General features: G+C 68.5%; 24 protein-coding genes. 17 read left to right on the top strand and 7 right to left on the bottom strand.

What is annotated here, in order from left to right; genetic code table 11:
* Positions 1–17 precede the first annotated feature (17 nt).
* On the bottom strand, positions 18–1,955 hold the full coding sequence (locus ACV7GQ_RS04410; protein ID WP_470312334.1) for a flippase activity-associated protein Agl23: 1,938 nt from the start codon (positions 1,953–1,955) through the stop codon (positions 18–20).
* A gap of 92 nt (positions 1,956–2,047) precedes the next feature.
* Here ACV7GQ_RS04410 and ribH point away from each other — a divergent pair, with 92 nt between their 5' ends.
* Together ribH and ACV7GQ_RS04400 are read left to right on the top strand one after the other, a co-directional pair.
* On the top strand, positions 2,048–2,452 hold the full coding sequence (gene ribH / locus ACV7GQ_RS04405) for a 6,7-dimethyl-8-ribityllumazine synthase (RefSeq protein ID WP_470312333.1): 405 nt from the start codon (positions 2,048–2,050) through the stop codon (positions 2,450–2,452).
* Positions 2,449–3,609, top strand: coding sequence for a pyridoxal phosphate-dependent aminotransferase (locus tag ACV7GQ_RS04400; protein ID WP_470312332.1), 1,161 nt, complete (start codon positions 2,449–2,451; stop codon positions 3,607–3,609). The genes ribH and ACV7GQ_RS04400 overlap by 4 nt, the downstream gene beginning before the upstream one ends.
* Here the strand turns inward: ACV7GQ_RS04400 and ACV7GQ_RS04395 are convergent, their stop codons facing one another.
* From ACV7GQ_RS04395 to ACV7GQ_RS04385, 3 genes are all read right to left on the bottom strand, one after another.
* Positions 3,610–4,902, bottom strand: coding sequence for a hypothetical protein (locus tag ACV7GQ_RS04395; RefSeq protein ID WP_470312331.1), 1,293 nt, complete (start codon positions 4,900–4,902; stop codon positions 3,610–3,612).
* 289 nt (positions 4,903–5,191) lie between these two features.
* Positions 5,192–5,620: an FAD synthase family protein gene (locus ACV7GQ_RS04390; protein ID WP_470312330.1), complete on the bottom strand. Its 429-nt coding sequence runs from the start codon at positions 5,618–5,620 to the stop codon at positions 5,192–5,194.
* The gene (locus tag ACV7GQ_RS04385; RefSeq protein ID WP_470312329.1) at positions 5,617–6,114 is read right to left on the bottom strand and encodes a Mov34/MPN/PAD-1 family protein; all 498 of its coding nucleotides are present in this window, start codon (positions 6,112–6,114) and stop codon (positions 5,617–5,619) included. Before ACV7GQ_RS04385 ends, ACV7GQ_RS04390 begins: the two co-directional genes overlap by 4 nt.
* Before the next feature lie 150 nt (positions 6,115–6,264).
* On the opposite strand from ACV7GQ_RS04385, the gene ACV7GQ_RS04380 reads away from it, so the two are divergent.
* Positions 6,265–8,178: a DHH family phosphoesterase gene (locus ACV7GQ_RS04380; protein WP_470312328.1), complete on the top strand. Its 1,914-nt coding sequence runs from the start codon at positions 6,265–6,267 to the stop codon at positions 8,176–8,178.
* Positions 8,179–8,205: 27 nt separating this feature from the next.
* Here the strand turns inward: ACV7GQ_RS04380 and ACV7GQ_RS04375 are convergent, their stop codons facing one another.
* Positions 8,206–9,864 carry a phospholipase D-like domain-containing protein gene (locus ACV7GQ_RS04375; RefSeq protein ID WP_470312327.1) on the bottom strand — a complete coding sequence of 553 codons (1,659 nt, stop codon included), beginning with the start codon at positions 9,862–9,864 and terminating at the stop codon, positions 8,206–8,208.
* A 39-nt stretch (positions 9,865–9,903) separates the two neighbouring features.
* On the bottom strand, positions 9,904–11,175 hold the full coding sequence (locus tag ACV7GQ_RS04370; protein ID WP_470312326.1) for a HEAT repeat domain-containing protein: 1,272 nt from the start codon (positions 11,173–11,175) through the stop codon (positions 9,904–9,906).
* A gap of 132 nt (positions 11,176–11,307) precedes the next feature.
* On the opposite strand from ACV7GQ_RS04370, the gene ACV7GQ_RS04365 reads away from it, so the two are divergent.
* The 14 genes from ACV7GQ_RS04365 to ACV7GQ_RS04300 all read left to right on the top strand — a co-directional run bounded on the left by ACV7GQ_RS04365 (position 11,308) and on the right by ACV7GQ_RS04300 (position 24,810).
* The gene (locus ACV7GQ_RS04365) at positions 11,308–12,954 is read left to right on the top strand and encodes a uracil-xanthine permease family protein (RefSeq protein WP_470312325.1); all 1,647 of its coding nucleotides are present in this window, start codon (positions 11,308–11,310) and stop codon (positions 12,952–12,954) included.
* Positions 12,955–12,960: 6 nt separating this feature from the next.
* Positions 12,961–13,353, top strand: a complete 393-nt coding sequence (locus ACV7GQ_RS04360) for a hypothetical protein (protein ID WP_470312324.1) — start codon at positions 12,961–12,963, stop codon at positions 13,351–13,353.
* A gap of 49 nt (positions 13,354–13,402) precedes the next feature.
* Entirely contained in the window at positions 13,403–14,050 is a 648-nt protein-coding gene (locus ACV7GQ_RS04355; RefSeq protein ID WP_470312323.1) for an AIR carboxylase family protein, read from the top strand.
* Positions 14,051–14,167: 117 nt separating this feature from the next.
* Complete coding sequence (locus ACV7GQ_RS04350; RefSeq protein WP_470312322.1) at positions 14,168–14,581, top strand: NADH-quinone oxidoreductase subunit A; 414 nt, start codon at positions 14,168–14,170, stop codon at positions 14,579–14,581.
* Entirely contained in the window at positions 14,574–15,266 is a 693-nt protein-coding gene (locus ACV7GQ_RS04345; protein WP_470312321.1) for an NADH-quinone oxidoreductase subunit B, read from the top strand. The genes ACV7GQ_RS04350 and ACV7GQ_RS04345 overlap by 8 nt, the downstream gene beginning before the upstream one ends.
* A gap of 2 nt (positions 15,267–15,268) precedes the next feature.
* Entirely contained in the window at positions 15,269–16,951 is a 1,683-nt protein-coding gene (locus ACV7GQ_RS04340) for an NADH-quinone oxidoreductase subunit D (protein ID WP_470312320.1), read from the top strand.
* Positions 16,951–17,997, top strand: a complete 1,047-nt coding sequence (locus ACV7GQ_RS04335; RefSeq protein ID WP_470312319.1) for a complex I subunit 1/NuoH family protein — start codon at positions 16,951–16,953, stop codon at positions 17,995–17,997. Before ACV7GQ_RS04340 ends, ACV7GQ_RS04335 begins: the two co-directional genes overlap by 1 nt.
* Positions 17,998–18,031: 34 nt before the next feature.
* Positions 18,032–18,493 (top strand): NuoI/complex I 23 kDa subunit family protein, encoded by a 462-nt coding sequence (locus tag ACV7GQ_RS04330; RefSeq protein ID WP_166971403.1) that lies wholly within the window; start codon positions 18,032–18,034, stop codon positions 18,491–18,493.
* 148 nt (positions 18,494–18,641) lie between these two features.
* Positions 18,642–18,911, top strand: coding sequence for an NADH-quinone oxidoreductase subunit J (locus ACV7GQ_RS04325; protein ID WP_470312318.1), 270 nt, complete (start codon positions 18,642–18,644; stop codon positions 18,909–18,911).
* Complete coding sequence (locus ACV7GQ_RS04320) at positions 18,908–19,318, top strand: NADH-quinone oxidoreductase subunit J family protein (protein WP_470312317.1); 411 nt, start codon at positions 18,908–18,910, stop codon at positions 19,316–19,318. The genes ACV7GQ_RS04325 and ACV7GQ_RS04320 overlap by 4 nt, the downstream gene beginning before the upstream one ends.
* Positions 19,315–19,617 (top strand): NADH-quinone oxidoreductase subunit NuoK, encoded by a 303-nt coding sequence (gene nuoK / locus ACV7GQ_RS04315; protein ID WP_220619466.1) that lies wholly within the window; start codon positions 19,315–19,317, stop codon positions 19,615–19,617. The genes ACV7GQ_RS04320 and nuoK overlap by 4 nt, the downstream gene beginning before the upstream one ends.
* Positions 19,618–19,620: 3 nt before the next feature.
* Positions 19,621–21,714, top strand: a complete 2,094-nt coding sequence (gene nuoL / locus ACV7GQ_RS04310) for an NADH-quinone oxidoreductase subunit L (RefSeq protein ID WP_470312316.1) — start codon at positions 19,621–19,623, stop codon at positions 21,712–21,714.
* Positions 21,715–23,244 (top strand): complex I subunit 4 family protein, encoded by a 1,530-nt coding sequence (locus ACV7GQ_RS04305; protein ID WP_470312315.1) that lies wholly within the window; start codon positions 21,715–21,717, stop codon positions 23,242–23,244. It abuts the gene before it with no gap.
* Positions 23,245–24,810, top strand: coding sequence for an NADH-quinone oxidoreductase subunit N (locus ACV7GQ_RS04300; RefSeq protein WP_470312314.1), 1,566 nt, complete (start codon positions 23,245–23,247; stop codon positions 24,808–24,810).
* Here the strand turns inward: ACV7GQ_RS04300 and ACV7GQ_RS04295 are convergent.
* Entirely contained in the window at positions 24,802–25,752 is a 951-nt protein-coding gene (locus tag ACV7GQ_RS04295) for an MBL fold metallo-hydrolase (protein ID WP_470312313.1), read from the bottom strand. The two genes, ACV7GQ_RS04300 and ACV7GQ_RS04295, sit on opposite strands and share 9 nt — an antisense overlap.
* Positions 25,753–25,822: the final 70 nt, after the last annotated feature.

Here is a 25,822-nt window from a genome sequence, read left to right as displayed (position 1 = left end):
CGGGGCGTCGTGCGGCGTCACTCGGCCGTCGCGTTGGCCGCGTACTCCGAATGGGTCCAGACGGTGAACGTGTTCTTGTAGCCGCTGGTGCGCATCATGTAGCTCTCGTTCGTGTAACCCGCCGCCCGGAGGCGTTCGCCGGGCACCGTCGAGTCGTACACCTGCGTGATGACGATGGGCGGCTGGTTCTGCATCGCGCGCACGCCCAGCGCCGTCTCCTCGTTCTCGCAGGCCACCGAGACGTCGTTGGCCGCGAAGTACCACGGCATCGGGAGCGTGTTGTACCACTTGATACAGGTCGGCAAGGTGTTCCACCACCCCTCGTCCCACGTGTCCCTGCTCTGCTCGACGTAGGCGTTGTTCTCGTCGTAGTCGTCGCCCGACTCGCCGTGGTAGACGACGACGTCCGGGCCGCCGTCGTGGGCCGCGGCGATGCGGTCCATCTCGGTCAGGGCCTCCCTGACCGACTGGTCCGGCTGGGCGAACTGGACGAGCTCGTTGCTGTCGGCGGTCGTGTTGGTGTAGACGCGCGTGACAGCGACGTTGGCGACCAGCACCGTCAGGAGGAGGAACACGACGGTCGCGATGGCGACGCCCGTCTCGTCGTCGGTCGACAGCGACTCCAGCCCCCAGCGGAACACCGCCGCGAGAGCCACGCCCGCGGGCACGGCCAGGGGGACGACGGCGTGGGCGACGATCCACGGCGCGCCGATGTCGGTCCCCAGCGGGTAGCCGAAGATGGAGACGAACCCGCCGTAGAACAGGAACGGGACGAGGTGGCGCGGCGCGGTGTACCCCAGTCGGTCGAGGACGTAGCCGAGGCCGGCGAACGCCGTCAGCGGGGCCGAGGCGTACGCCATCGCCTTGAGGAACACGCCGAGGTGTCGCTCGTAGTCCGAGGCGGTCTTCTCGGAGGCGGGGTTGAGCCACTCGCTCCACTGGTCCACGACGCGGTCGACGGTCGTCTGGACCATCTCGCCGAACAGCGCCGGGTTGGTCACGCCCTCCCAGAAGCCCACCGACCCGCCGGACGGTGGGGCCGGCGGGTGCTGGATGCCGGCGACGCCGGCACCGCGGGGCGCGTAGAAGAACAGCGAGACGGCGGCGAACAGGAGGACGCCGAGCGCGACGTGGCCGGCGTAGACGCCGAAGACACCGAGCGGACTGTCGTGGCGGTCGCGGAACGACCGGACGGTCTCCACGACGAGCGCGACGTCGCCCCGCACCCGGCCGACGACGCGGTCGCGAATCTCGCCGGCCGAGGGCGTATCGGTGATGAACAGCACGGCGTCGCGGAAGCCGTTCGGCAGGACGAGCACCTTCGCGAGCAGGAGCCCCGTCGCGCCGAGCCACGTCAACACGTAGACGAGCGCGTTCTCCTTCGAGGCGAAGCCCAGCGCCATGAAGAAGGCGACGGCGTAGAGGTAGCGCGGTCGCCGGGTGTCGTAGAACCGGACGATACAGCCGAAGGCAACGAACATGAACGCCGCGACGAGGATGTCGCTGCGCATGAACCGCGAGTAGTACAGGAGGACGGGGTTGACCGCGAGCAGGAGTGCGACGGCGACGACCTCCGTCCGGCGGAGGTGGCGGCGGAAGAGGAGGGCGACCAGCGGCATGAGACCGCCGACGACGGCGACGGGGAGCCGCATCGCGAAGTCCGAGGGGCCGACGACGGCGAACAGCCAGCGGTCGACGTGCTGGATGAACGGCCCGTGGATGATGTAGCGGTAGGCGAACGAGCCGGTGTCGCCGTAGTGCCACGCCCAGTAGGCGACGCGGCCCTCGTCGAAGTGTGCGACCCGCTGTCCGAGCGAGACCAGTCGCAGGACGAGCGCGAGGAGCGTGATGCCGACGACGAGTTTGACCGTCGCGTACTCGTCGGCCCTGACCCACGAACTGACGCGGCGGCGCGCGTTCTGGAGGGCGGGCAGGAAACCGCTCGACGTAGCCATATGGTGGTGGCAAGCAGGGGCAGGATTAGAACCCTTCTGGTTCGCCGTGCCGGAACGGTAGTTCTTTAGGGACGACAGCCACCCACACAGATATGGTGCAGCTCGGATTGGTCGTCGCCCAGTACGACAAACACGGTGCCGTCATCGAGGCGATGAGACAGTCGGCCAGCGCTGCCGCGGCCGACCACGACGCAGACATCGTCGAGACGGTGACCGTGCCCGGGGCCTACGACACGCCGCTGGCGGCCGACCGACTGGCACGTCGGGAGGACGTCGACGCCGTGGCGGTGCTGGGGGTCATCATCGAAGGCGACACCGACCACGACGAGGTCATCGCCGACGCCGCCGCACAGGGCCTGACCGACGTCTCGCTCGACCGGGACACCCCCGTCACGCTGGGCATCATCGGTCCGGGCATGAGCAAGGACGAGGCCGAGGCCCGCACCCACAAGGGCGGGTCGGCCGTCACGAGCGCCATCGAACTCGCAAACCTATGACTATGGACTTCGCTTCCCGCGTCGAACGTGTAGAACCGAGCGCGACACTCGCGATCAGCAACAAGGCCGCCGAACTCGAGGCCGAGGGCAAGGACGTCGTCGACCTCTCGGTCGGCGAACCCGACTTCGACACGCCCGAGAACATCAAGGACGCCGCGAAGGACGCGCTGGACGCCGGCCACACGGGGTACACCCCCTCGAACGGCATCCCCGAACTGAAAGAGGCCCTCGTCGACAAACTCCACGACGACGGCCTCACGCAGTACGGCACCGAGAACCTCATCGTCACGCCGGGCGGCAAGCAGGCCCTCTACGAGGTCTTCCAGACCGTCATCGACGACGGCGACGAGGTGGCCCTGCTGGACCCCGCGTGGGTCTCCTACGAGGCGATGGCGAAACTCGCCGGCGGGACGCTGACCCGCGTCGACACCGCCGCCCACGACTTCCAGCTGGAGGGCGCCCTCGACGACCTCGCCGACGCCGTCTCGGACGACACCGAACTGCTCGTCGTCAACTCGCCGGGCAACCCCCACGGGGCCGTCTACTCCGACGCCGCGCTGGAGGGCGTCCGTGACCTCGCCGTCGAACACGACATCACCGTCATCTCCGACGAGATATACAAGGAGATTACCTACGACGGCGTCGAGGCGACGAGCCTCGGCACCCTCGACGGGATGGAGGACCGTACCGTCACGCTCAACGGCTTCTCGAAGGCGTACTCGATGACCGGGTGGCGGTTGGGTTACTTCGCCGCGCCGGAGGAGCTCGTCTCGCAGGCCGGGAAGGTCCACTCCCACTCGGTCTCCTGTGCCGTGAACTTCGTCCAGCACGCCGGTATCGAGGCGCTCACCAACACCGACGAGGCCGTCGAGGAGATGCGACAGGCCTTCGCCGAGCGCCGCGAGTTCCTCATGGGCCTGTTCGAGGACCACGGCGTCCACGTCCCAGAACCGCAGGGCGCGTTCTACATGATGCCGGAGATAGCGCCCGACGGCGACGACACCGAGTGGTGCGACGCCGCCATCTCGGACGCGCAGGTCGCCACCGTCCCCGGCAGCGCGTTCGGGACGCCCGGCTACGCTCGCATCTCCTACGCGAACAGCAAGGAGCGCCTGCAGGAGGCCGTCGACCGGCTGGCCGAGCACGACCTCATCTAATCAGACCCCCTTCTCGTCGTCTCGCAGTTTCGCGAGCGTCGCCGTCCCGATGCCTGCCAGCGCCGCCAGCGGGCCGAATCCGGGGCCGCTGTCCCCGGTCGTCGTCTCGGACGTGGTCGTCGGCGGCGGTGGGTAGGGCGTCACCTCGGTGTCGGTCGCCGTCCGGGTCGTCCGGGTCCGCGTGTCGGTCCCCGTCGGCGTCCCGGCGTCGGTCGGCTGCTGTGGCGCCCCGGGAGCGAGCCGGGCGACCCAGGCGCCGGGGTCGGTGGCGGACTGCGCGTGTCCGGCGACGATGGCCCCCTCGGCTAGCGGATAGACCGCCCGCGGGACCGTAGCGCTCTCGTAGGGGACGACGGTGGCGGAGTCGGGGCTGCCCTCGGGTCCGGTCCGCAGGAAGAACACGCGGCCCGACTCGTCGACGTCGGCGACGGTCATCGCGCCGCCGTCGGCCAGCCGTGCGGTCGCCACCGGCGTCGGCGCGTCGCCGTCGAAGTTGTGCCTCCAGGTACGCTCGGTCACGCCGTCGGTCGCGAGGTAGCGGTACCGCCAGCCGGGGCCGCCCTCGTCGTCCGGGAGGGTCGCCACCGTCACGCCGCCGGCGGGGCCAGCGTTGGCGACGTCGAGGTACGTCGGCCACCGGCGCGCCCAGACCGTCCCGCCGTCCGGGGCTATCCGGTCGAGCCAGCCGTGGAACTCGGACTCGAAGGCGTACCCGCCGACGGCGAGGTCGCCGTCGATGGTGCCGGTGACGAGGCCGGCGAGGCCGTCCCGGGTGTCGTCCCAGCGGACGGTGCCGTCCGCGACGACGTGCTGGAGCCGCGTCGAGACGGCGTGGGTCCCGAGTTCGTTCGAGACCAGCACGGCACCGTCACCGAGCGGCCGGACGCGGAGTTCGTCGTCGTGGTAGCCGACGCCGACACGGTGGCGCCAGGCGAGCGAGCGGTCGGGAGTCAGGCGCGCGACGACGACGTGGTCGTCGCCGGTCTCGGCCCGACCAGCCAGGAGGACGCCCCCGTCGGCGGTCCCGGTGACGGCCTCGACGGCGGGGGGCTCCGCGACGGGACGGGCCCAGCGGCGCGACCCGTCGTCGGCGACGGCCCGGAGCGTCCCCGACTCGTCCGGGCGGCCGGTGAGCAGGACCGTCGTGTCGCCGACGCGGGTGCTGTCTCTGAGCCGTTCCCCCGGGAACGACTGGCGCCACTGGACGCCGAGCGCCCCGTCTGCGGCGGCGACGCCGAGCGCGAACGGGGTGGCCGCCGTGGCTGCGAGGAAGGACCTGCGGGTGGAGGGCATATCGGACGGTGCTCGGATGACAGATAAGTGTCTTGTGCCACCGGCGGTCGTCAGACCACCGGCTGTTCGACGTGGCGCTCCCAGAACGCTGGCCGGGTGTAGGTCCCGTGGGCCCTCTGATAGCCCGTCAGCCGCAAGACCGGGGCGAAAGCGTCGCCGACGCGACTCGGTGCCCGGCAGGGACCGTCCTCGCTCGTTCAGCGGCCGGCCGGCCGTGACGGTCAGACCTGCCCGCTGGACTGGACCGTCGAAAGCCCCGCTCCGGTCTGCAAAAGCGGCGTCCGACCGTCTACGCGCGTTCTTCGAGGACCCTGTCGATGATGCGGCCCGTCGAGAGCAGACGGTCGGAGTCCTCCCGGTCCAGCGGACTCGCACGCCGGATTTCGCAGTCGATGCCGCGGTCGGCCAGCGCCGCCTGCAGTTGCTCCTCGTCGTGGTGCTGGTCGTACCCCAGCGCGATGACGTCGGGGTCTATGCGCTCGATGGGGACGAAGATGTCCTCGGGGTGGCCGAGGTGGGCCTCGTCGACGGGCTTGAGCGCGGCGACCATCTCCCTGCGCTGTTCGTCCGGAATCACCGGTGGTTCCTTGTGGGTGACGTTGACCGAGCGGGCGACGATGACGTGGAGTTCGTCTCCCATCGCCTTCGCGTCCCGCAGGTAGTGGACGTGCCCGGGGTGGAGGATGTCGAAGGTCCCCTGTGCGACGACGCGGCTCACGAGTCGAACTCCTCCTCGCGGAGTTCCCGGTCGATGTCGCTCTGGTCGAAGTCGAAGAAGGACTCCTCGGGCGGGTCGACGTCGAGTACCGGCAGGTCGACCGGTTCGCCCTCGTTGTCGAAGGCCTGCCAGTGGTCCGGTCCGTACGGGTAGCCGACGATGATGTGGACGTCCCCCCGGCCGAACGTGGCGAGGTCGGCGTCGCTCGGTCGGAGGACCCCGTTGGGATGTGAGTGGATCGACCCCGCGGCGCGCATGTCGTTGGGCACCATGCTCGTCTTGACCGTCGCGCTCACCGGGTTCGACTCGGTCCCCGGGATGACGAGGACGTCCGTGAGGACGGTGCCGTCCTCGTCCAGTCCCAGTTTGGCGGCGTCGTCGCCGCGAAGCAGTCCCATGTACTCGTTCGGATGGGATTCCTCGGACGCGGCCCGCGCGAAGTCGAGCGCCGACTCGGCGATGCCGAGGATGCCGCCCGAACGAAACAGCCCCATACCTGTAGGCTCGGGTCGGGCGCTTTCTAAGGGTTCCGCTCTCGGCAGGTCGGTGTCACTCGCCGCGCTGGTCGGACGGCGCTGGTTGCCCGCATCGGCTAGCCAGCGATTCCGAAGGGTACAAACGGGGGAGTGCCGAAGTGACGCCAAATGTCTCCGCCAACTGGCACCGACGACGGTGCCGCGGTTCCCGACGGGGGAACCATCGTCTACGATCTCGCTGCCGAGTGTACCGCCGACGACGTAGAGGAAGGTGCCCGCTACCGAGCGACGGTCAACGGCGTCGTCGACTACGGCGTCTTCGTCGACCTCTCCGAGGAGGTGTCCGGGCTCGTCCACAGTTCGAACCTGCTGGGCGCCTACGAGGTCGGCGACGACCTCGTCGTCGAACTGGGCGAGGTCCGCCCCGACGGCGACCTCAGCTTCGAGGAGGTCCGCCTGACCGACTACGAGGAGGAACACGTCCCGCACGGGACCGCCGCCGACGTCACGGACCTCGACGAGGAGACGGGCGACACCGTCGTCGTCGAGGGACAGGTCGTCCAGATAAAACAGACCGGCGGCCCGACCGTCTTCCAGGTCCGTGACGGCACCGGTATCGTCCCGTGTGCCGCCTTCGAGGAGGCCGGCGTCCGGGCCTACCCCGACGTCGAGATGGACGACGTCGTCCGGGTCTCCGGCCGCGCCGAGGAGCGGGACGGCGGCGTGCAGGTCGAGGTCGACTCGCTGACCGTCCTCGGCGGTGACGAGGCCGCCGCCGTCGAGACGGCACTCGACGAGGCGCTGGCCGCCGCCGCGGAACCGACCGACATCGACCCGCTGGTCGAGTGGCCCGCCTTCGAGAAGCTGTGGGACGACCTCCGCGAGGTCGCCACCGAACTCCGGAAGACCGTCCTCGAAGGGCGCCCCATCCGGATGCGCCACCACGCCGACGGCGACGGCCTCTGTGCCAGCGTCCCCCTGCAGGTCGCCCTCGAACGGTTCATCGCCGACCACTACGAGGACGGGGACGCCCCCCAGCACCTCCTCAAGCGCCTGCCGAGCAAGGCCCCCTACTACGAGATGGAGGACGTGACGCGGGACCTCAACTTCGCGCTGGAGGACCGCACCCGCCACGGCCAGAAGCTCCCCCTCGTGCTGATGCTCGACAACGGGTCGACCGAGGAGGACACGCCCGCCTACCGCAACCTCCGGCACTACGACATCCCCGTCGTCGTCGTCGACCACCACCACCCCGACCCGGAGGCCGTCGAGCCGCTCATCGAACAGCACGTCAACCCCTACCTCCACGACGAGGACTACCGCATCACGACGGGGATGCTCTGCGTGGAGCTGGCCCGGATGATAGACCCGGACCTGACCGACGACCTCCAGCACGTCCCCGCCGTCGCCGGCCTCTCGGACCGCTCCGAGGCCGAGGCGATGGGCGACTACCTGGCCCTCGCCAGCGAGAAGGGGTACGAGGAGTCGGACCTGCGCGACATCGGCGAGGCGCTTGACTACGCCACCCACTGGCTCCGGTACAGCTCCGGCGAGCAACTCATCAGCGACGTACTCAACGTCGACTCGGACGACCGGGACCGCCACGGCGAACTCGTCGACTTCCTCGCCGAGAAGGCCGAGCGCGACGTCGAGGACCAGCTGGACGCGGCGATGAGCCACGTCGAACACGAGCGGCTCGACAACGGCGCCCACCTCTACCGCATCGACGTCGAGAACCACGCCCACCGCTTTACCTACCCCGCGCCGGGGAAGACGACCGGCGAGATCCACGACCGGAAGGTAGCGGAGACGGGCGACCCCGTCATCACTATCGGCTACGGCCCCGACTTCGCCGTTCTCCGCAGTGACGGCGTGCGTCTCGACATCCCGCGCTACGTCTCGGAACTGACCGAGGAGGTCGACGGCGGCGGCGTCTCCGGCGGGGGGCACCTCGTCGTCGGCTCCATCAAGTTCGTCTCCGGGATGCGCGACACCGTCATAGAGGCGCTCGTCGAGAAGATGGCCGAGGCCGAGATCGACGAGGAGCTCGGTAGTTCGACCGCACTCCCCGAAGAGGTCTGAGCGGCGCGACGACACGTTCTCGACGCACTATCTCTCGAACCGCACTCGTCTGGCGGCGAGCGCGCCGACGGCGAGGGCGCCGAGCGTGGCACCGACGAGCCCCAGCGGCACCGCCGGGCGGCCCCCGGACCAGTCCGCTGCGAAGACCCGTCCGAAGTACTCGGCGACCCCCTCGCCGTGCAACACGAGGACGACCTCGCGGTTCGTCGTGGCGGCCTGCTCGTTCCAGTTGAGGCTCCCCAGCACCACTCGCTCGCCGTCGAGGACCGCCCCCTTCGCGTGTATCTTCGCGAAGCGACCGCCGGGGTCGGCCAACCTGACCGACAGCGGGGCACCCGTCCGCGCTGCCCACGCCTCGAACCGGTCGACGGTCCGACGGTTCTCCTCGCGGACGTACCACGCCGAACTGAGGAGGAGTCGGACCTCGACGCCGCGGTCGGCGGCCCGGCGGAGTGCCCTCAGCAGCGGCTCGTCCCACCCGCCGACGGTCGGTTGCACGACCGCGACGGACTCGTCGGCGGCGTCGAGTTCGGCGACGAGTTCGCGCTGTGCGTTGTCCGGCGTGACGAGCAGATCGGTCCGCTCGACGGCGAGAGACTCTGCGTCGAACCGTGACGGGTACGTCTCGTCGGCGGGTTCGCCCCGCTCGAACTGCCGCCCGCGGCGGTACTCGGCCCACGGGACGGCGTCCCGCCACCCGGCGTCGGCCCGGAAGGTCTCGTCGAGGCCCTCGACGACCCGGGGCTGGCCCGTCGTGACGCCCCAGCCCCGACTGCTGTTCCCGCCCGTTCCGGCCGGTTTCCAGTTCTCCGTGAGGACGACCGCGGTGCCGTCCGCGACGGCGTACTTCGCGTGGTGGTACGTGTAGCGAGCGTGCGGTCCGGCGACGAGTCGCACGTCCACGCCCGCGGCGGCGAGTCTGTCGAGCGTCCGGGCCTCGGCGCGAGTACGGGCGCCGACCGGCGACCCCTCGAGCAGGACGCGCACGTCGGCCCCGCGGCGGTGGGCGGCCACGAGTGCGTCCGCGACGCGGGCCGACGAGAGGGTGTAGCCGGCGAGATACAGTCGGTCGTCGGCGTCCCGGAGGGGTGCGAGCGGTGCGGTCGGGGCGTCGGGGAGCGTGAAGGCTCGGACCTCGCCCGCTCTGCCGGAGACGACCGGCCGGTCCGTCGCGCCGAGCGGCCGCCAGCGCATCGTCGACCCGCGAACGACGCCGACCGAACCCTCGTCGGCGTCGCGGTACCGCACCCTGTCGACCACGGTGCCGTTCCGGAGTAACCGGAGACTGTCGCCCCCGTTCGCGAGGGCGACGGCAGAGTCGAGGCCGTAGACGAACTCGCCCGTCAGGTTCCGTACGCGGTCGGGGTGGGCCGTGAGGTAGACGCGCCCCTGTGCGGTCCGGTTCGGGAGTCGGGCGGTGGTGTGGCCGTCCGTGAGCGCGTACGCGCCCAGGTCGGTTATCTCGGGCACGTCGAGGACGACGAACTCGCCACGGTCGCCGCCGGCCACCGGGTCCGGGTAGACGGCGTGGATGCTCGGTCGCTCGTCGTCTGCCGACTGCGGCGGGGCCGCGACGCCGGCCGCGGCGGTGACGGTCGCGAGGAGCACCAGGACGGTGAGTCCGAGAGCGCCGACCAGCGTCGCTGTCCGTCTCCGACCGACCTGCCGTGCGGGGGACGACTGCATCGGCGGGGCTGGTCGCCCCTCCGTACAAAAAGCTCGGGGCTACGCGCTCTCGGCCTTCTCGGCCTCGGCTTGCACGAGGTAGGCGCGGTCGTCGGCGTACTTCGCCGCCTCGTCGAGCGCGGCCTCGGTACCGATTTGGCGGAGTGCCCACGCGGCGGAGGCGCGGACTTCGTCGCTCTCGTCGCTCTCGAGGACGTCCGCGAGGGGGTCGACGGCACGGGTGTCGCCGAGCAGTCCCAGCGACCGGGCCGCGACGGACCGAACCTCGTCGTTGTCGGCGTCGAGTCGGTTCGCGACCGGCTGGACCGACTCGGGGCTCCCGATGGCGCCCAGCGAGCGCATGGTCACCTTCTGGAGCGCGGGGTCGCCGTCCCCGTCGATGAAGTCGTGGAGCGTCTCCGTGGCGCGGTCGTCGCCTATCTTCCCGAGCACCTTGATGGGGCCCTTGTCGCGCTTCTGGGCACGCTGGTGCATCACGTCGAAGGCGGGTTCGGCGTCGCTCCCGAGGTGATAGAGGATGTCGACGAAGTACTCCTCGATGAACTCGGAGCCCAGTTTGTCCAGCGCGAAGAGGACGACGTCGAGGTTGCCCTCCTTGGCGTGGATCTTCGCGGCGTTCCACTCGGCCGGGAAGTCCTTGCGGTTCTCGTTGGTGAGGACGTCGTAGAACCCCTTGGCGTCGAGCTGCTCGTGGACGGTGAGGTCGTCCCAGACCTCCGCCGCTTCGAGGTCGTCGTCGAGCGTCTCGGCGGCCTCGAGGAGGCCGGCGATGGTCTCCGCGTCGTCGTCGGCGTCTAAGTTCGCGCTCTCGACGGCGTCGGCGACCGTCCCGAGGGCGTCGGCCGCGGCGTCGAGGTCCGACCCGGCGTCGGCGTCGTGGTCGACGTACTCCTCGCTGGCCGCGAGGAACGTCTCGACGGCCTCGTGGGCCTCCGCCTCGCCGTCGTCGGTCCACTCGCTGTCGGTGACGGTCCCCTGTGCGGTCTCGACGATATCGACGACGTCCTCGGCGTAGGGTCCGCGCTGGGATTCGAGGTCGTCGCGCAGGTCCGAGAGGCGGGATTCGAGCGCTTCTCGGGGGTCCTCCGCGTCCTCGTCGTCCTCGTCGGGTTCGGGCAGGTCGGCGGCCTCGAGGTCGCTCTCGACGCCGTCGAGCGTCGCTTCGACCTCGTCGAGGTCCGCTTCCGTCTCGGCGGCCTCGAGGCCCTCGCTGGCCTCGTCGAGCCGCGATTCGAGTTCCTCGCTACCGACGCCCGCGCCGTCTTCCTCGGCAGGGGCGTCCTCGGCGGTCTCGTCGTCCCCGTTGCTCATGTACGCAGATGTGTCGGTCCGGGCTAAGAGCGTTTTCCTTTCCGTGTGGGCGTCCAGCGCTCCCTGCAGCAGGGAGCGAGCCAACTGGCAAGAAATTTGTGGCCCCACGCTCAGGACCACTATAGTTGGCATATGGGCTCTGACAGCGCGGACGACTTCGAGGAAGTGGAGAAGGACTTCACCCCGGAGGGGCCGGACGTCGCGGGCGAGACGTCGGCCGCCGGGTTCGTGGAGTACGGCATCGAGGACAGACCCCCGAGGGGCGAGTCGATACTGCTGGGCGTGCAGCACTACCTGACGATGATCGGCGCGTCCGTCGCCATCCCGCTCGGGCTCGCGGGCGCGATGGGGATGTTCGAGGCGGCGCCCGGTCAGGTCGGCCGGCTCATCGGGACGTTCTTCGTCGTCTCGGGCATCGCCACGCTGGCCCAGACGACCATCGGGAACCGCTACCCCATCGTGCAGGGCGGGACGTTCTCGATGCTCGCGCCGGGCCTCGCCATCATCGGCGTCCTCGCACAACAGGGGGCCGACTGGCAGACGATGCTCGTCGAGTTGCAGGGGGCGGTCATCGTCGCCGGCCTCGTGGAGATGGCCATCGGCTACACCGGCGTGATGGGGAAGCTCAAGCGGTACATGGGGCCGGTCGTCATCGCGCCCGTCATCGCGCTCATCGGCCTCGCGCTGTTCAACGTCCCCCAGATATCGAACCCGAACTTCGCCGCGCCCGGCACCGGCCAGAACTGGTGGCTCCTGGGGCTGACGATGCTCGCCATCGTCGTCTTCTCGCAGTACCTCGACCGGCGCCACCGCGCGTTCAAACTGTTCCCGGTGCTCCTCGGAATCGCCTTCGCGTGGGGCGTCGCCGCCGTGCTCTCGGTGACCGGCGTCTTCGCGGAGGGGTCGGTGAGCTACGTCGCCCTCGGGAGCGTCACGAGCGCGCCCCTGCTCCAGCCCATCTACCCGTTCCAGTGGGGGCTGCCGCAGTTCACTCCCGGGTTCGTCGTCGGCATGATGGCGGGGATGCTCGCCTCCGTCGTCGAGAGCTTCGGCGACTACCACTCCGTCGCCCGCATCGCCGGGAAAGGCGCCCCGAGCGCGAAGCGCATCGACCACGGCATCGGGATGGAGGGCGTCGGCAACGTCTTCGCCGGTATCATGGGTACCGGGAACGGCTGTACCTCCTACACGGAGAACGTCGGCGCCATCGCCATCACCGGCGTCGCCTCCCGCTACGTCGTCCAGATAGGCGCTGCGGTGATGATCATCGTCGGCTACTTCGGGCCGATGGGTGAACTGTTCGCGACCATCCCCGCTCCCATCATCGGCGGCCTCTACATGGTCATGTTCGGCCAGATAGCCGCCGTCGGCCTCTCCCAGCTGAAGTACGTCGACCTGGACGCCAACCGCAACATCTTCATCGTCGGGTTCGCGCTGTTCGCCGGCCTCGCCGTCCCTGAGTACATGAGCCAGGTCGGGCAGGGGCTCGATGCCGGCGGCGCGACGGCGCTCCAGCAGGGCCTCGCCGGCGTCCCGGTGCTCGGCGCGGTGCTGGGTACCGACGTCGTCGCGACGACGCTGTTCGTCGTCGGCGGCACCGGGATGGTCGTCGGGGGCATCGTCGCGTTCGTCCTCGACAACACCATCCCCGGTACCCGCGAGGAGCGCGGCCTCACCGCGTGGGCGGAGCTCACCGAGGACGACGACGAGTTCGTCTCGGCGTTCGACCGCGTCCGCGGTCGCGGCGGCGACAAGCCGCCGGTCTCGGGCGACGACTGACTCCCGATGCCCGACGAACGGGAGACCGTGTACGACGGCCCGCTACGACGTGGAGGCCGGGTTACCGTCACCGGTGACCGACTGCTGGTGGACCGGCCGGACGGGGAGTCCGTCGCCGTCCCGCTCTCCGGCGTCGTCGACGTGACCCTGCAGGACGTGGACTGGTTCCTCGTCGTGATGAGTCTGGGGCTCGTCGGGTTCGGGCTCGCCTCCGTCGGTCGGAACCTCCCGTTCGCGGCCCTGTTCGTCGTCGCCGGGCTGGTCAGCACCGCGCTCACCTACCGGAAACGCGGCGCGCTCAGGGTCAGCGTCTCCGGCCGGACCCGGCCGCTCAGGCTGTTCCCCGCCGACCCGCAGGCGTGCTACGACGCGCTCGCGACGGTGCTCGACGCCGAGTGACGAGCGGAAATCGCCTACACTTACACCCCCGCCGGTCGGACACCCGCGTATGACCGCCGACTCCGTCCAGTCGCTCGTCGACCAGCTCCACGCGGAAGCCGAGATGGACCGCCCGAACGAACTGACGCCCGACGTCGGCATCGTCATGGGGTCGGACTCGGACCTCCCGACGATGGCCGGCGGGAAGGGGAAACGGCCCGGGGCCTACGCCGCACTCGCCGACGAACTCGGCTTCGAGGAACAGACGGACTACACCGACGCGCCCGACGCCCGCTTCACCTTCGAGACGTTCGTCTGCTCGGCCCACCGAACGCCGGACCTGATGTACGCGTACGCGGAGACGGCCGAGGCCCGCGGGGTCGACGTCATCATCGCCGGCGCGGGCGGGAAGTCCGCCGACCTGCCGAACATGACGGCGAGCATCGCCTATCCGCTGCCGGTCATCGGCGTCCCCGTCCAGGAGAAGTCGGTCGACTCCGTCATCGGGATGCCCCAGGGCGCGCCGATAACCGCCGTCGACGCCGGCAAGTCGTTCAACGCCGCGTTGACCGCGGTCCAGATGCTCTCCCGCGAACACGACGAGCTCCGCGACCGGCTGGTCGAGTACCACGAGGGGCTCCAGGCGGAGGTCGGCGAGGTCTCGCGCGACCTGCACGAACTCGGGACGCCCGGGTTCAAGGACGAATACTGGGACTGAGGACCGCACGGGCCGCCCGTTTTAAGGACCGCCGAACCGCCCGAAATCCGGCGCCGTAGTGGTTATCAACCCTTATATGCCAGTACTTCTAACCGTCGCACGATAGGAGATTTCGGAATGAGTAATCCATGGATCGCCATCGGCGCACTCGCGGTCGTGGCGCTCGCTATCCCCATCACGATGATGGTGGTGTCGAGCCTCCTGCGTCCGCGCGTGCCCGAACAAGGCAAAACCGCCACCTACGAGTCCGGTGAGGTGCCGACCGGCAGCAGCAGGCAGATCAAGTTCAATATCCAGTACTACATGGTCGCCCTGCTGTTCGTCGTCTTCGACATCGAGACCGTCCTCATCTTCCCGTGGACGGTCATCTACCGCGACGCCGTCGGCGCGGTCGGGATGTCGAAGGTCCTGCTGCCGATGGTCGTGTTCATCGGCGTGCTCGTCGTCGGACTCGGCTGGGCGTGGCGTAACGGCGCAGTGAGATGGGTGCGCAGTCCGCGTGCCACGAAGGGGGCAGACACATATGAGTAGTGACCAGACACCACCGGCGGTCGAAGACGTATCGACGCAGGAAGCCCGCATGGGTGACGGCGCTGACGACCGGTTCAACTCCACGCTTCGCGAGGCGTTCGGGTCGACGCCGTTCATCCTGACCAAGTTCGACAAGTTCATGAACTGGGTCCGGGGCTCCTCGATGTTCATGCTGCAGTTCGGTATCGCTTGCTGCAGCATCGAGATGATCCACACCTACGCCATCAAGCACGACCTCGACCGCTTCGGCGCCGGGATTCCGCGCGCGTCGCCGCGGCAGGCCGACGTCATCATCGTCCCGGGGACCATCGTCTCGAAGTTCGCCCCGCGGATGAAGCGCGTCTACGACCAGATGCCCGAGCCGAAGTTCGTCGTCTCGATGGGGTCCTGTACCATCTCCGGCGGCCCGTTCCAGGAGGGGTACAACGTCGTCAAGGGCGCCGAGGAGGTCATCCCCGTGGACATCCACGTCCCCGGCTGCCCACCGCGCCCCGAGGCGCTGGTCTACGGCGTCGCGAAACTGCAGGAGCGCATCGCCAACGGCGAGTCCTCGCCGGTGACGGTCAAACCGTACGAGCTCGAACAGTTCGGTGACCTCGAACAGGACGAACTCGTCGACAAGCTCGCCGACGAGATAGACGAGGACGACCTCGTCATGCGGTACAACTGGGACAACTCGCCATAACCATGAGTCTCGAAAAACCCACTCCCGACACGGCGACCGAGGTCGGCGTCACCGAGGACGGCCTCGACTACGACGCGCTCGCGGACCTGCTCGGCGGCCACGTCCTCGACCGCGAGGAACACGTCAACGCCGAGGGGTTCGTCATCCGTCCCGACGAGGTGCAGGAGGTCCTCTCGACGCTGAAGAACGAGGCCGGGTTCGACCACTGCGCCTGCGTCACGGCACAGGAGTACGACGACCGGTACGAGTCTATCTACCATCTCCGGAAGTTCGACGACCCGACGCAGGAACTGTCGGTCGTCGTCCCGTCGCCGAAGGACGACCCGCACAACGAGTCGGCCGCCCGCGTCTACGACACGGCCGACTGGCACGAGCGGGAGGCCTACGACCTCGTCGGCATCGACTACGACGACCACCCCGACCTGCGTCGCATCCTCCTGCCCGAGACGTGGCAGGGCCACCCGCTCTCGCAGGACTACAACCAGGACCAGCCACAGATCGTCACGCTGCGGGAGAACGCCAACCCGCTGGAGGAGGACCACCGCAGCGAGGACGACCCGGACACGATGTTCGTCAACATCGGTCCCCACCACCCGGCGACCCACGGCGTCCTGCACGTGAAGACGGTGCTGGACGGCGAGCAGATAGCCGACATCGAACCGGACATCGGCTACCTCCACCGCTGTGAGGAGCAGATGTGCCAGAACGGGACCTACCGGCACCAGATAATGCCGTACCCGGACCGGTGGGACTACGTCTCGGCCGGCATCCTCAACGAGTGGGCGTACGCCCGCGCGGCCGAGGACCTCGCGGACATCGAGGTCCCCGAGTACGCGCAGGTCATCCGGACGATGAGCGCGGAACTGTGCCGCATCGCCGCGCACATGCTCGCGCTCGGGACGTTCGCGCTGGACGTCTTCGGCGACTTCACCGCCATCTTCCAGTACGCGTTCCGCGACCGCGAGGTCGTCCAGAACATCCTCGAGGACCTCACCGGCCAGCGCCTGATGTTCAACTACATGCGCCTGGGCGGCGTCGCGTGGGACCTGCCCGAGCCCCGCGAGGAGTTCTTCGAGAAGACCCGCGACTTCCTCGACGACCTGCCGCACAAGCTGGAGGAGTACCACGACCTCATCACGGGCAACGAGATCTTCCAGATGCGGTGTGTCGACACCGGCGTCCTCTCGGAGGAGATGGTCAAGCAGTACGGCGCCACCGGCCCGGTCGCCCGCGGCTCCGGCGTCGACTACGACCTCCGACGGGACGACCCCTACGGCTACTACGACGAGCTCGACTGGAACGTCGTCACCGAGGAGGGCGGCGACAACTTCAGTCGCGTCCTCGTCCGCATGCGCGAGGTCGAGGAGTCGGCCCGCATCATCGAGCAGTGTGTCGACCTGCTGGAGCAGTGGCCCGAAGACGAGCGCGAGATCCAGGCCAACGTCCCCCGGACGCTCCGTCCGGACCCGGACAAGGAGATCTACCGTGCCGTCGAGGGCGCGAAGGGCGAACTCGGCATCTACATCCGGTCTGACGGCACCGACAAGCCCGCCCGGTTCAAGATCCGGAGTCCGTGCTTCTCGAACCTCCAGACCCTGCCCGAGATGTCCCAGGGCGAGTACGTCCCGGACATGGTCGCCTCGCTGGGTAGCCTCGACATCGTGCTCGGGGAGGTGGACCGCTGATGCAGTCGGCCCCGCTCCCGGAGACGCTGGCCAACCTCGTGGGGCTGGACCCCAACAGCACGCCGGTCATGATCCTGATGAGCCTCGTCGGCGCGGCGCTCATCGGGACGCTGATGATGACCAACACGGCGCTGGCCGGGCCGTGGGCGAAGCGGAAGATCACCGCCGCGTTCACCGACCGTATCGCCGTCGACCGTATCGGCCCGTACGGCCTGTTCATCATCGTGGCCGACGCGGTCCGACTGCTCTCGAAGGAGCTCATCGTGCCCGACGGCGTCGACCGCCCCGCGTGGGACCTCGCACCGCTGATCATCGCGAGTTCCGCGCTGCTGGGCTTCGCCGTCATCCCGATGGGGAGCGGCATCCACCTGGCGGACCCGGAGGTCGGGCTGGCCTACGTCTTCGCGACGGCCTCCATCGCGTCGGTGGGGCTGGTGATGGCCGGCTACGCGTCGAACAACAAGTACTCGTTCCTCGGCGGCCTGCGCGCCGTCGCACAGAACGTGGCCTACGAGATCCCGCTCATCCTCACCGGGGCGTCGGTGGTCATCTTCGCCGGCTCGCTCCAGATGAGCGAGATCGTCGCGGCCCAGCAGCAGACCCTCATCGGGCCGCTGCCCTCGTGGTACGCGTTCGTCAACCCCTTCGCGTTCGTGCTGTTCATGATCGCGAACCTCGCCGAGGTCGGTCGCAACCCCTTCGACATCCCGGAGGCACCGACCGAGATCGTGGCGGGGTACCAGACCGAGTACTCCTCGGTGTACTTCGTCCTCATCTACCTGGGCGAGTTCATCCACATCTTCCTCGGCGGGGCCATCATCGCCACCATCTTCCTCGGAGGCCCGGCCGGGCCGGGCCCGGCGAGCCTCGGCATCGTCTGGTTCCTCGTCAAGATATGGGGCGTCTTCCTGTTCACGCAGTGGGCCCGCTCGGCGGTTCCGCGCGTCCGCATCGACCAGCTCATCGAGATCGGCTGGAAGGGGATGCTCGTCCTCTCGCTGGCGAACCTGCTGCTGACCGCGGTCATCGTCGGGGTGATCGCCTGATGACCGCACCCGCGACTATCGGAGGTAACCCACAATGATTGGCATCCTGAAGTCCATGGCGACGACGATGAAACACGCCCTCGACGGGGAGACGTTCACGGTGGAGTACCCGGACGTCGCCCCCGAGGTGAGCCCCCGCTTCCGCGGCGTCCACAAGTGGAGCCAAGAGCGGTGTATCTGGTGTCGGCAGTGCGAGAACGTCTGTCCGAACAACACCATCCAAATCGTGATGGACGACCAGCGCAACGGCGAGCAGTACAACCTCCACATCGGCCAGTGTATCTACTGCCGGCTGTGCGAGGAGGTCTGCCCGACCGACGCCATCCTGCTGACCCAGAACTTCGAGTTCACCGCAGACACGAAAGACGAGTTCGCCTACGACAAGGAGCAACTCAAGAACGTGCCGTGGTACAAGGACATCGACCCGCTCGAGTCCCGCGAACCCGACCGGGGCGCGTGGATCGGCGAGGGCGACGGCGAAGTGGACTACCAGTAACCGCTCGGTTCTTTCTCCGACGTCCCGTCCGTGTGTGACGAGTGCCGATTTTCCGTCGCCGACACCGGACGGTCCGGTGACAGACCCCTCTGCAGGCGAGACGAAAGAGGAATCTTCAAAGGGACGCCGGAAAGAGTCTCAAAGTAAGATGGCACTGTACGAGTCAATCGCGTTCGCGCTGTTCGCGTTGGTGACGGTGGGCAGCGCGGCAGGCGTCGTGTTAGTCCGGGACGTCTGGCATTCGGCGCTGTTACTGGGTGTGTCACTGGTCAGCGTCGCCGTGTTCTACGTCATGAACCAGGCGGCGTTCGTCGCAACGATGCAGATTCTGGTGTACATCGGCGGCGTCCTCATCCTCATCACCTTCGCGGTGATGCTGACTCGGGAGGACGAGTCGGTCATCGAGGTGGCACCATGACCAGCAAACCGGAACTCAACACCGAGGGGAGCTTCGTCGCGGGGCTCGCGGCGGTCGCCCTGTTCGTCGTTCTCGGCGTCGTGTTCCTCGGCGCCTCGTTCCCGAACCCGGTCGGGTTCGGCGAGTCCGCCGCGATCACGAAGAGCCTGGGCGCGGCGATGTTCGACATCGCCCCGAGCGCGATTATGGGCGAGAACGAGGCCGCCGTGCCCGGCGAAGGGTTCCTCGTGGCCTTCGAGATAATCGACGTCGTGCTGGTCGCGGCGCTGGTCGGCGCCATCATGCTGGCCCGCCGCGAGGAGGCCGGCGAGATAGTCGACCTCGGCGTCGACGACACGGACACCGACGAACCAGCCGTCGCGGCCGACGGCGGCGACGCGGACGGCGTGGGAGGTGACGAGTCGTGATTCCGGCGGAGTTGTACCTCCTGCTCTCGGCCGCGCTGTTCTGCATCGGTCTGTTCGGCATCCTGACCCGGCGGAACGCGCTCGTCTTCCTGATGTCCGTCGAGCTGATGCTCAACGCGGCGAACATCAACTTCGTCGCCTTCTCGCTCCAGCACGGCAACCTCACCGGGCAGGTGTTCGCCCTGTTCGGGATGGCACTCGCCGCGGCCGAGGTGGCTATCGGTATCGGTATCATCCTGGTGTTGTACCGCAACTTCAGTGACGTGGACGTCACGAAGGCGACGACGATGAGGTGGTAACAGATGGCTGCATTCACATACGCTCCGGCGATCGTCCTGCTGCCGTTCGTATCGTTCCTCGTCGCACTGTTCGCGGGCGACCGCATGCCGAAAGGCGGCGCGCTCGCGGGCATCACCGCGACGGGCGGGTCGCTGCTGCTCTCTATCTGGGTCGCGCTCACCGTCGCCGGCGGTGGCTACCACAACGAGTTCATCTACACGTGGGTCGCCGGCGTCGAGTCGGTCACGCTCCGGTTCGGCCTGCTGCTCGACCCGCTCTCGGCGCTGATGCTGCTCATCGTGACGCTCATCTCGTTCCTCGTCCACATCTTCTCGCTGGGCTACATGAACGACGAGGGCGAGACGGGCCTGCCGCGCTACTACGCCGGTCTCGGCCTGTTCACGGCGAGCATGCTCGGGTTCGTCGTCGCCAACAACCTGCTGATGGCCTTCATGTTCTTCGAACTGGTGGGCCTGTGTTCGTACCTGCTCATCGGGTTCTGGTTCCGCGAGGACGGCCCGCCGAGCGCCGCGAAGAAGGCGTTCCTCGTCACCCGCTTCGGTGACTACTTCTTCCTCATCGGCGTCGTCGGCATCTTCGCCACCTTCGGGACCGGCCTCTTCGCCCCCGTCACCCAGAACGGCGAAGTGGTCGCCCAGAGCTTCCCGGTGCTCGCCGAGCACGCCGTCGTCGACGGCGAGACCGGCCCCATCGCGATGCTCGACACCGTCGGCCTCGGCGCACAGGCCTGGTTCACGGTGCTGGGGCTGCTCGTCCTCGGTGGCGTCATCGGCAAGTCCGCACAGTTCCCGCTGCACACGTGGCTCCCGGACGCCATGGAGGGTCCGACGCCCGTCTCCGCGCTCATCCACGCCGCGACGATGGTCGCCGCCGGTGTCTACCTCGTCGCGCGCATGTACGGCTTCTACGCCATCTCCCCGACGGCGCTGGCCGTCATCGCGCTGGTCGGCGGCTTCACGGCGCTGTTCGCCGCGACGATGGGCCTGGTCAAACAGGAGATAAAGCAGGTCCTCGCGTACTCGACCATCTCCCAGTACGGGTACATGATGCTCGCGCTGGGCTCCGGCGGCTACATCGCCGCCGTCTTCCACCTGACCACCCACGCCGTGTTCAAGGCGCTGCTGTTCCTCGGCGCCGGGTCGGTCATCATCGCCATGCACCACAACGAGAACATGTGGGACATGGGCGGTCTGAAAGAGAAGATGCCAGTGACCTACTACACGTTCCTCTCGGGGTCGCTGGCGCTGGCCGGCATCCTGCCATTCGCCGGCTTCTGGTCCAAGGACGAGGTGCTGTACGAGGCACTCATCCACGGGCTCGGCAGCGAGGGCGGTCTCGCGACGACTTACATCCTCGCGTACGCGATGGGGCTGCTGGCCGTCTTCTTCACCGGCTTCTACACCTTCCGGATGGTGTTCCTCACCTTCCACGGTGACGCCCGCTCTGACACCGCACGCGACCCCCACGGCGTTCGCTGGAACGTCAAGGGGCCGCTGGCGGTGCTGGGAGTGCTGGCGGCGACGGTCGGGTTCATCAACATGAAGCCCGTCGCGAAACTGACCGGCGCGCACATCGACTTCCTGCACGCGTGGCTCGCCGGACCCGACGAGGGCGGCTGGCCGGCCGCACTCGTGACCAGTTCCCACCACTACGAGGAACTGCTCCACGACGTCGCGGGCGTCGCTGCGGGCGAACCACTCGGTTCGACCGGGACGTTGCTGGCCTCGGCGGCCGTCTCGCTGGGGCTGGCGCTGGCCGGTGCCGGCGCCGCGACGATGCTGTACCGCGGCCCGGACCCGGTCGAACACACGGACAAGTTGGGCGGTCTGAAGACGCTACTCATGCACAACTACTACCAGGACGAGTATCAGGTGTGGCTGGCGACGGGGCTGACCCACCCGCTGGCCCGTGCGATGGACAAGTTCGACCAGGGCGTCGTCGACGGCGTCGTCAACGGCGTCTCCAGCGTGAGCCTGTTCGGTGGGAGCCGTATCCGCCGCATCCAATCGGGCGTCGTCAACAACTACGCGGCGCTGCTGACGCTGGGGCTGGTGCTCCTGCTGGCCGTCTTCGGCCTCGCCGGGGGGTGGTTCTGAATGTGGGTCGCTGCACTCCTCGCGGTGACACTGCTCGGGAGCGCCGCCGTCATGCTCTCGCCGAACCGCTACGCCGGCAAGCTCGCCGCCGCCATCAGCGCCGTCCCGGCGCTCGCCTCGGTGTACATGTACTACGTCTTCCTCACCCAGAACGGCGGGGCGGGCAACGCCCTCCTCTCGCCCGGTGAGGTGGCCTTCGGCCAGCAGGTCCCGTGGATAGACCTCGCGGGCTACCAGGTGTCCTACTACGTCGGGCTGGACGGCGTCAGCATGCCGCTGCTCGCGCTGACGACCATCCTGACCACGCTGGCCATCGTCTCGGCGTGGACGCCCATCGACGAGCGTCAGTCCCAGTTCTACGGGCTGATGCTGTTCATGGAGACGAGCCTCATCGGCGTCTTCGCGGCGCTCGACTTCTTCCTCTGGTTCGTCTTCTGGGAGGGCGTGCTCATCCCGATGTACTTCCTCATCGGCGTCTGGGGCGGTCCCCGGCGGAAGTACGCCGCTATCAAGTTCTTCGTCTACACGAACGTGGCCTCGCTCATCATGTTCGCGGGGCTGTTCGCGCTGGTGTTCAACACCGACCTCACGTCGCTGGCCCTGCCCGCGATGGCCGAGGCGTTCCGGACCGCGTCCGGGCTGCCGACCATCGCCGGGTTCAGTCTGGCGACCATCTCGTTCGTCCTGATGTTCTTCGGGTTCGCGGTGAAGGTACCCGTCTTCCCCCTGCACACGTGGCTGCCGGACGCCCACGTCGAGGCGCCGACGCCGGTGTCGGTGATGCTGGCCGGCGTCCTCCTGAAGATGGGGACCTACGCGCTGTTGCGGTTCAACTTCACGATGCTCGCGGAGACGGCCCAGGCGCTCGCGGTCCCGCTGGCCATCGTCGGCGTCGTCAGCGTCATCTACGGCGCGATGCTGGCGCTGGCCCAGCGTGACCTCAAGCGCATCGTCGCGTACTCCTCCATCTCGTCGATGGGGTACGTCATCCTCGGACTGGTCGCGTTCACGCCCCACGGCATGGGCGGGGCGACGTTCCAGATGGTCGCCCACGGCCTCATCTCGGGCCTGATGTTCATGACCGTCGGCGTCATCTACAACACGACGCACACGCGCATGGTCGGCGACATGTCCGGCCTCGCGGACCGGATGCCGTGGACGGTCGGCATCTTCGTGGCCGCCGCGTTCGGCTACATGGGCCTGCCGCTGATGGCCGGGTTCGCCGGCGAGTTCCTCATCTTCCAGGGCGCGTTCGACGCGGCCACGCTCGGGAGCGCCGCGCCGGTGCTGACCTCGGCCGCGATGTTCGGTATCGTCGTCGTCGCCGGCTACCTGCTGTGGGCGATGCAACGCACCCTGTTCGGTGGCTTCAGTCTGGAGACCGACTACGAGGTCGGCCCGGCGGCGTTCCACGACGTCGCGCCGCTGGCCGTCCTCCTCCTGCTGGTCATCCTGCTCGGTGTCGCCCCCGACCTCTCGTACGACATGATTCAACACGCGATCACGCCGCTCACTGGAGGTGGTGCATAGATGGTCCATCAGCTACCGAGTTGGGCGGGTCTCGCGCCGGCACTCGCACTCGCCGCGACGGCGCTGGTCCTGCTGCTGGTCGACAGCGTCGACCCCGACACGACGAACACGAGCCTCCTCGGCGGGGTCTCCGTCGTCGGGTCGCTGGCGTCGCTGGCGTTCGCCGTGTGGTTCATCTTCGGCGGCACCGGCATCCCGACCAGCGAGGGCGGCCAGGGGACGCCCGTGCTGTTCAACGGGCAGCTGGTCGTCGACCAGATGGCCCTGTTCTTCATGATAATCGTCGCGAGCGTCACCGCGCTCGTGACGCTGGCCAGCACGGACTACGTCGAGAACCACGCCTACCAGGCGGAGTTCTACGCGCTCGTCCTGCTGGCCGCGACGGGGATGTCCGTGCTGAGCGCCGCGAACAGTCTCGCGACGGCGTTCGTCGCCCTGGAGCTCGTCTCGCTGCCCTCCTACGCGCTCGTCGCGTTCCTCAAGAAGAACCGCGGCAGCGTCGAGGCCGGGCTCAAGTACTTCCTCATCGGCGCGGTGTCCTCGGCGGTGTTCGCCTACGGCATCTCGCTGGTGTACGCCGCGACGGGCGTCCTCCGGTTCGACGCCGTCGCGACGGCCATCGAGAGCGGCACCGTCCAGACCATCGTCGACGGCACGGTGCAGGCCCAGGCCGGGTCGCCCGCCGTCCCGATGTCCGTGCTGGGCGTCGGCATCATGATGGTCATCGGCGGCGTCGCGTTCAAGATCGCCGCCGTCCCGTTCCAGTTCTGGGCGCCGGAGGCCTACGAGGGGGCGCCGGCACCCATCTCGGCGTTCCTCTCCTCGGCCTCGAAGGCCGCCGGGTTCGTGCTCGCGTTCCGCGCGTTCGCCGTCGCCTTCCCCATCGGCGCGCTCGTCTCCAGCGGCGAGGCGCTGAACTGGTTCGTCGTCTTCCAGGTGCTGGCCATCGCGACGATGTTCATCGGGAACTTCGCCGCGGCCACCCAGGAGAAGGTCAAGCGGATGATGGCCTACTCCAGCGTCGGGCACGCCGGCTACATCCTCATCGGTCTGGCCGCGCTGTCGGCCTCCGGTGACGGCATGGCCCTCTCGATGAGCGCCGGGATGGCCCACCTGCTCGTCTACGGGTTCATGAACACCGGCGCGTTCCTGTTCATCGCGCTCGCCGAGTACTGGGGCGTCGGTCGCCGCTTCGAGGACTACAACGGCCTCGGTCGGCAGGCCCCGCTGGCCTGTGCCGCGATGACCGTCTTCCTCTTCAGCCTCGCCGGCCTGCCCATCGGCGGCGGGTTCTTCTCGAAGTTCTACCTGTTCTCGGCGACGCTCGACGTCGGCGCGTGGTCGCTCGCGGCCGCGCTGGTCATCAACAGCGCCCTGTCGCTGTTCTACTACTCCCGCGTCGTCAAGGCGATGTGGATCGAGGAGCCGACCGGCGACCGGTCCATCGAGTCGTACCCGACCGGGCTCTACACCGCCATCGTCTCGGCCGCCGTCGTGACGGTGCTGCTGGTCCCCGGCTTCGACTACGTCTCCAGCCTCGCGTTCCGGGCCGTCGAGCTACTGTAGCTCGTAGAGGAAGACGCCGCCGCTCTCCCGTTTCTCGACGCGACCCTGCGTTTCCAGCACGTCCAGATGGCCGATAGCCTCGCTCATCCCCGAGAAGTACTCCGTCGCCGGCAGGTCGCCGAACAGCGCCGTCATCACGTCCGCGGGCGTCGTCGCCCCCTCGCTCACGATGTCGGCGACCTCCTCGCTTCGCTGGTCGTGTTCGGCGAGGATGGCGTCGATGCGGTCACGCGGCGACTCGACCGGTTCGCGGTGACCGGTCAGGAACCGGTCGTGGCCCTGCTCGCGGAGCCAGCGCAACGAGTCGTTGAACGCGGGCAGGACGCGTGGCCGCTGGCCGCCGCGGTCCTCGGGTGGCTGGAGGAACGGGTTCGGCGTGATGTCGCCCAGGACGTTGTCCCCGACGATGGCCTCGCGTCGGCCGTCGTAGTCGTACGAGAAGATGAGTTCGCCCGCGGCGTGCCCGGCGACGCTGTCGACGGACACGCGCTCGTCGTCCACGGTGAGCGTGTCACCGGCCGTCAGCTCCCGGTCCGTGGCGACGCTCTGGGCGTAGGCCAGAAACGCCTCGGGGAGCTGTGTGACCGCCTCTGCGGTCTCTCTGGAGATGCCACAGCGCTCGAAGAGGTCCGAGAAGTACGACTGTTCGTACTCCAGGCGGGCGGCGAAGTCCCGCATGATGGCCGCGGCCTCGGGGCTGGCGAGGACGCGGGCCCCCTCGGAGCGCAACCGACTCGCCAGTCCGAAGTGGTCCGGGTGCGGGTGGGTGACGACGACCTGTGAGACGTCACCGGGTGTGAGCTCCCGCGCCTCCAGCGTCTCCAGCAGCCGCGACCACGCCTCCTCGCTGTCCGGCCCCGGGTCGACGACGGTCCGGCCGGCGACGTAGGCGTTGACCGCCCCGACCTGGAACGGCGTCGGGATAGATACACGTGTGAACATACCACGACGATGTATGGCGGGATGGAAAACAGTTCGCACACGCCCGGTCGGGCACAAAGGATTTATTCGT

It is taken from the genome of Haloarcula sp. MBLA0163 (genome assembly GCF_055632435.1).
This window is presented reverse-complemented; position numbering and strand designations above follow the sequence as displayed.

Coding starts and splice junctions, on each gene's coding strand:
- ACV7GQ_RS04335 (WP_470312319.1), top strand. CDS start 16,951: ATGCAGTCGGCCCCGCTCCCGGAGACGCTGGCCAACCTCGTGGGGCTG.
- ACV7GQ_RS04395 (WP_470312331.1), bottom strand. CDS start 4,902: ATGCCCTCCACCCGCAGGTCCTTCCTCGCAGCCACGGCGGCCACCCCG.
- ACV7GQ_RS04330 (WP_166971403.1), top strand. CDS start 18,032: ATGATTGGCATCCTGAAGTCCATGGCGACGACGATGAAACACGCCCTC.
- ACV7GQ_RS04360 (WP_470312324.1), top strand. CDS start 12,961: ATGCCCGACGAACGGGAGACCGTGTACGACGGCCCGCTACGACGTGGA.
- ACV7GQ_RS04340 (WP_470312320.1), top strand. CDS start 15,269: ATGAGTCTCGAAAAACCCACTCCCGACACGGCGACCGAGGTCGGCGTC.
- ACV7GQ_RS04305 (WP_470312315.1), top strand. CDS start 21,715: ATGTGGGTCGCTGCACTCCTCGCGGTGACACTGCTCGGGAGCGCCGCC.
- ACV7GQ_RS04380 (WP_470312328.1), top strand. CDS start 6,265: ATGTCTCCGCCAACTGGCACCGACGACGGTGCCGCGGTTCCCGACGGG.
- ACV7GQ_RS04355 (WP_470312323.1), top strand. CDS start 13,403: ATGACCGCCGACTCCGTCCAGTCGCTCGTCGACCAGCTCCACGCGGAA.
- ACV7GQ_RS04375 (WP_470312327.1), bottom strand. CDS start 9,864: ATGCAGTCGTCCCCCGCACGGCAGGTCGGTCGGAGACGGACAGCGACG.
- ACV7GQ_RS04295 (WP_470312313.1), bottom strand. CDS start 25,752: ATGTTCACACGTGTATCTATCCCGACGCCGTTCCAGGTCGGGGCGGTC.
- ribH (WP_470312333.1), top strand. CDS start 2,048: ATGGTGCAGCTCGGATTGGTCGTCGCCCAGTACGACAAACACGGTGCC.
- ACV7GQ_RS04300 (WP_470312314.1), top strand. CDS start 23,245: ATGGTCCATCAGCTACCGAGTTGGGCGGGTCTCGCGCCGGCACTCGCA.
- ACV7GQ_RS04350 (WP_470312322.1), top strand. CDS start 14,168: ATGAGTAATCCATGGATCGCCATCGGCGCACTCGCGGTCGTGGCGCTC.
- ACV7GQ_RS04385 (WP_470312329.1), bottom strand. CDS start 6,114: ATGGGGCTGTTTCGTTCGGGCGGCATCCTCGGCATCGCCGAGTCGGCG.
- ACV7GQ_RS04320 (WP_470312317.1), top strand. CDS start 18,908: ATGACCAGCAAACCGGAACTCAACACCGAGGGGAGCTTCGTCGCGGGG.
- nuoL (WP_470312316.1), top strand. CDS start 19,621: ATGGCTGCATTCACATACGCTCCGGCGATCGTCCTGCTGCCGTTCGTA.
- ACV7GQ_RS04325 (WP_470312318.1), top strand. CDS start 18,642: ATGGCACTGTACGAGTCAATCGCGTTCGCGCTGTTCGCGTTGGTGACG.
- ACV7GQ_RS04345 (WP_470312321.1), top strand. CDS start 14,574: ATGAGTAGTGACCAGACACCACCGGCGGTCGAAGACGTATCGACGCAG.
- ACV7GQ_RS04370 (WP_470312326.1), bottom strand. CDS start 11,175: ATGAGCAACGGGGACGACGAGACCGCCGAGGACGCCCCTGCCGAGGAA.
- ACV7GQ_RS04365 (WP_470312325.1), top strand. CDS start 11,308: ATGGGCTCTGACAGCGCGGACGACTTCGAGGAAGTGGAGAAGGACTTC.
- ACV7GQ_RS04410 (WP_470312334.1), bottom strand. CDS start 1,955: ATGGCTACGTCGAGCGGTTTCCTGCCCGCCCTCCAGAACGCGCGCCGC.
- ACV7GQ_RS04400 (WP_470312332.1), top strand. CDS start 2,449: ATGACTATGGACTTCGCTTCCCGCGTCGAACGTGTAGAACCGAGCGCG.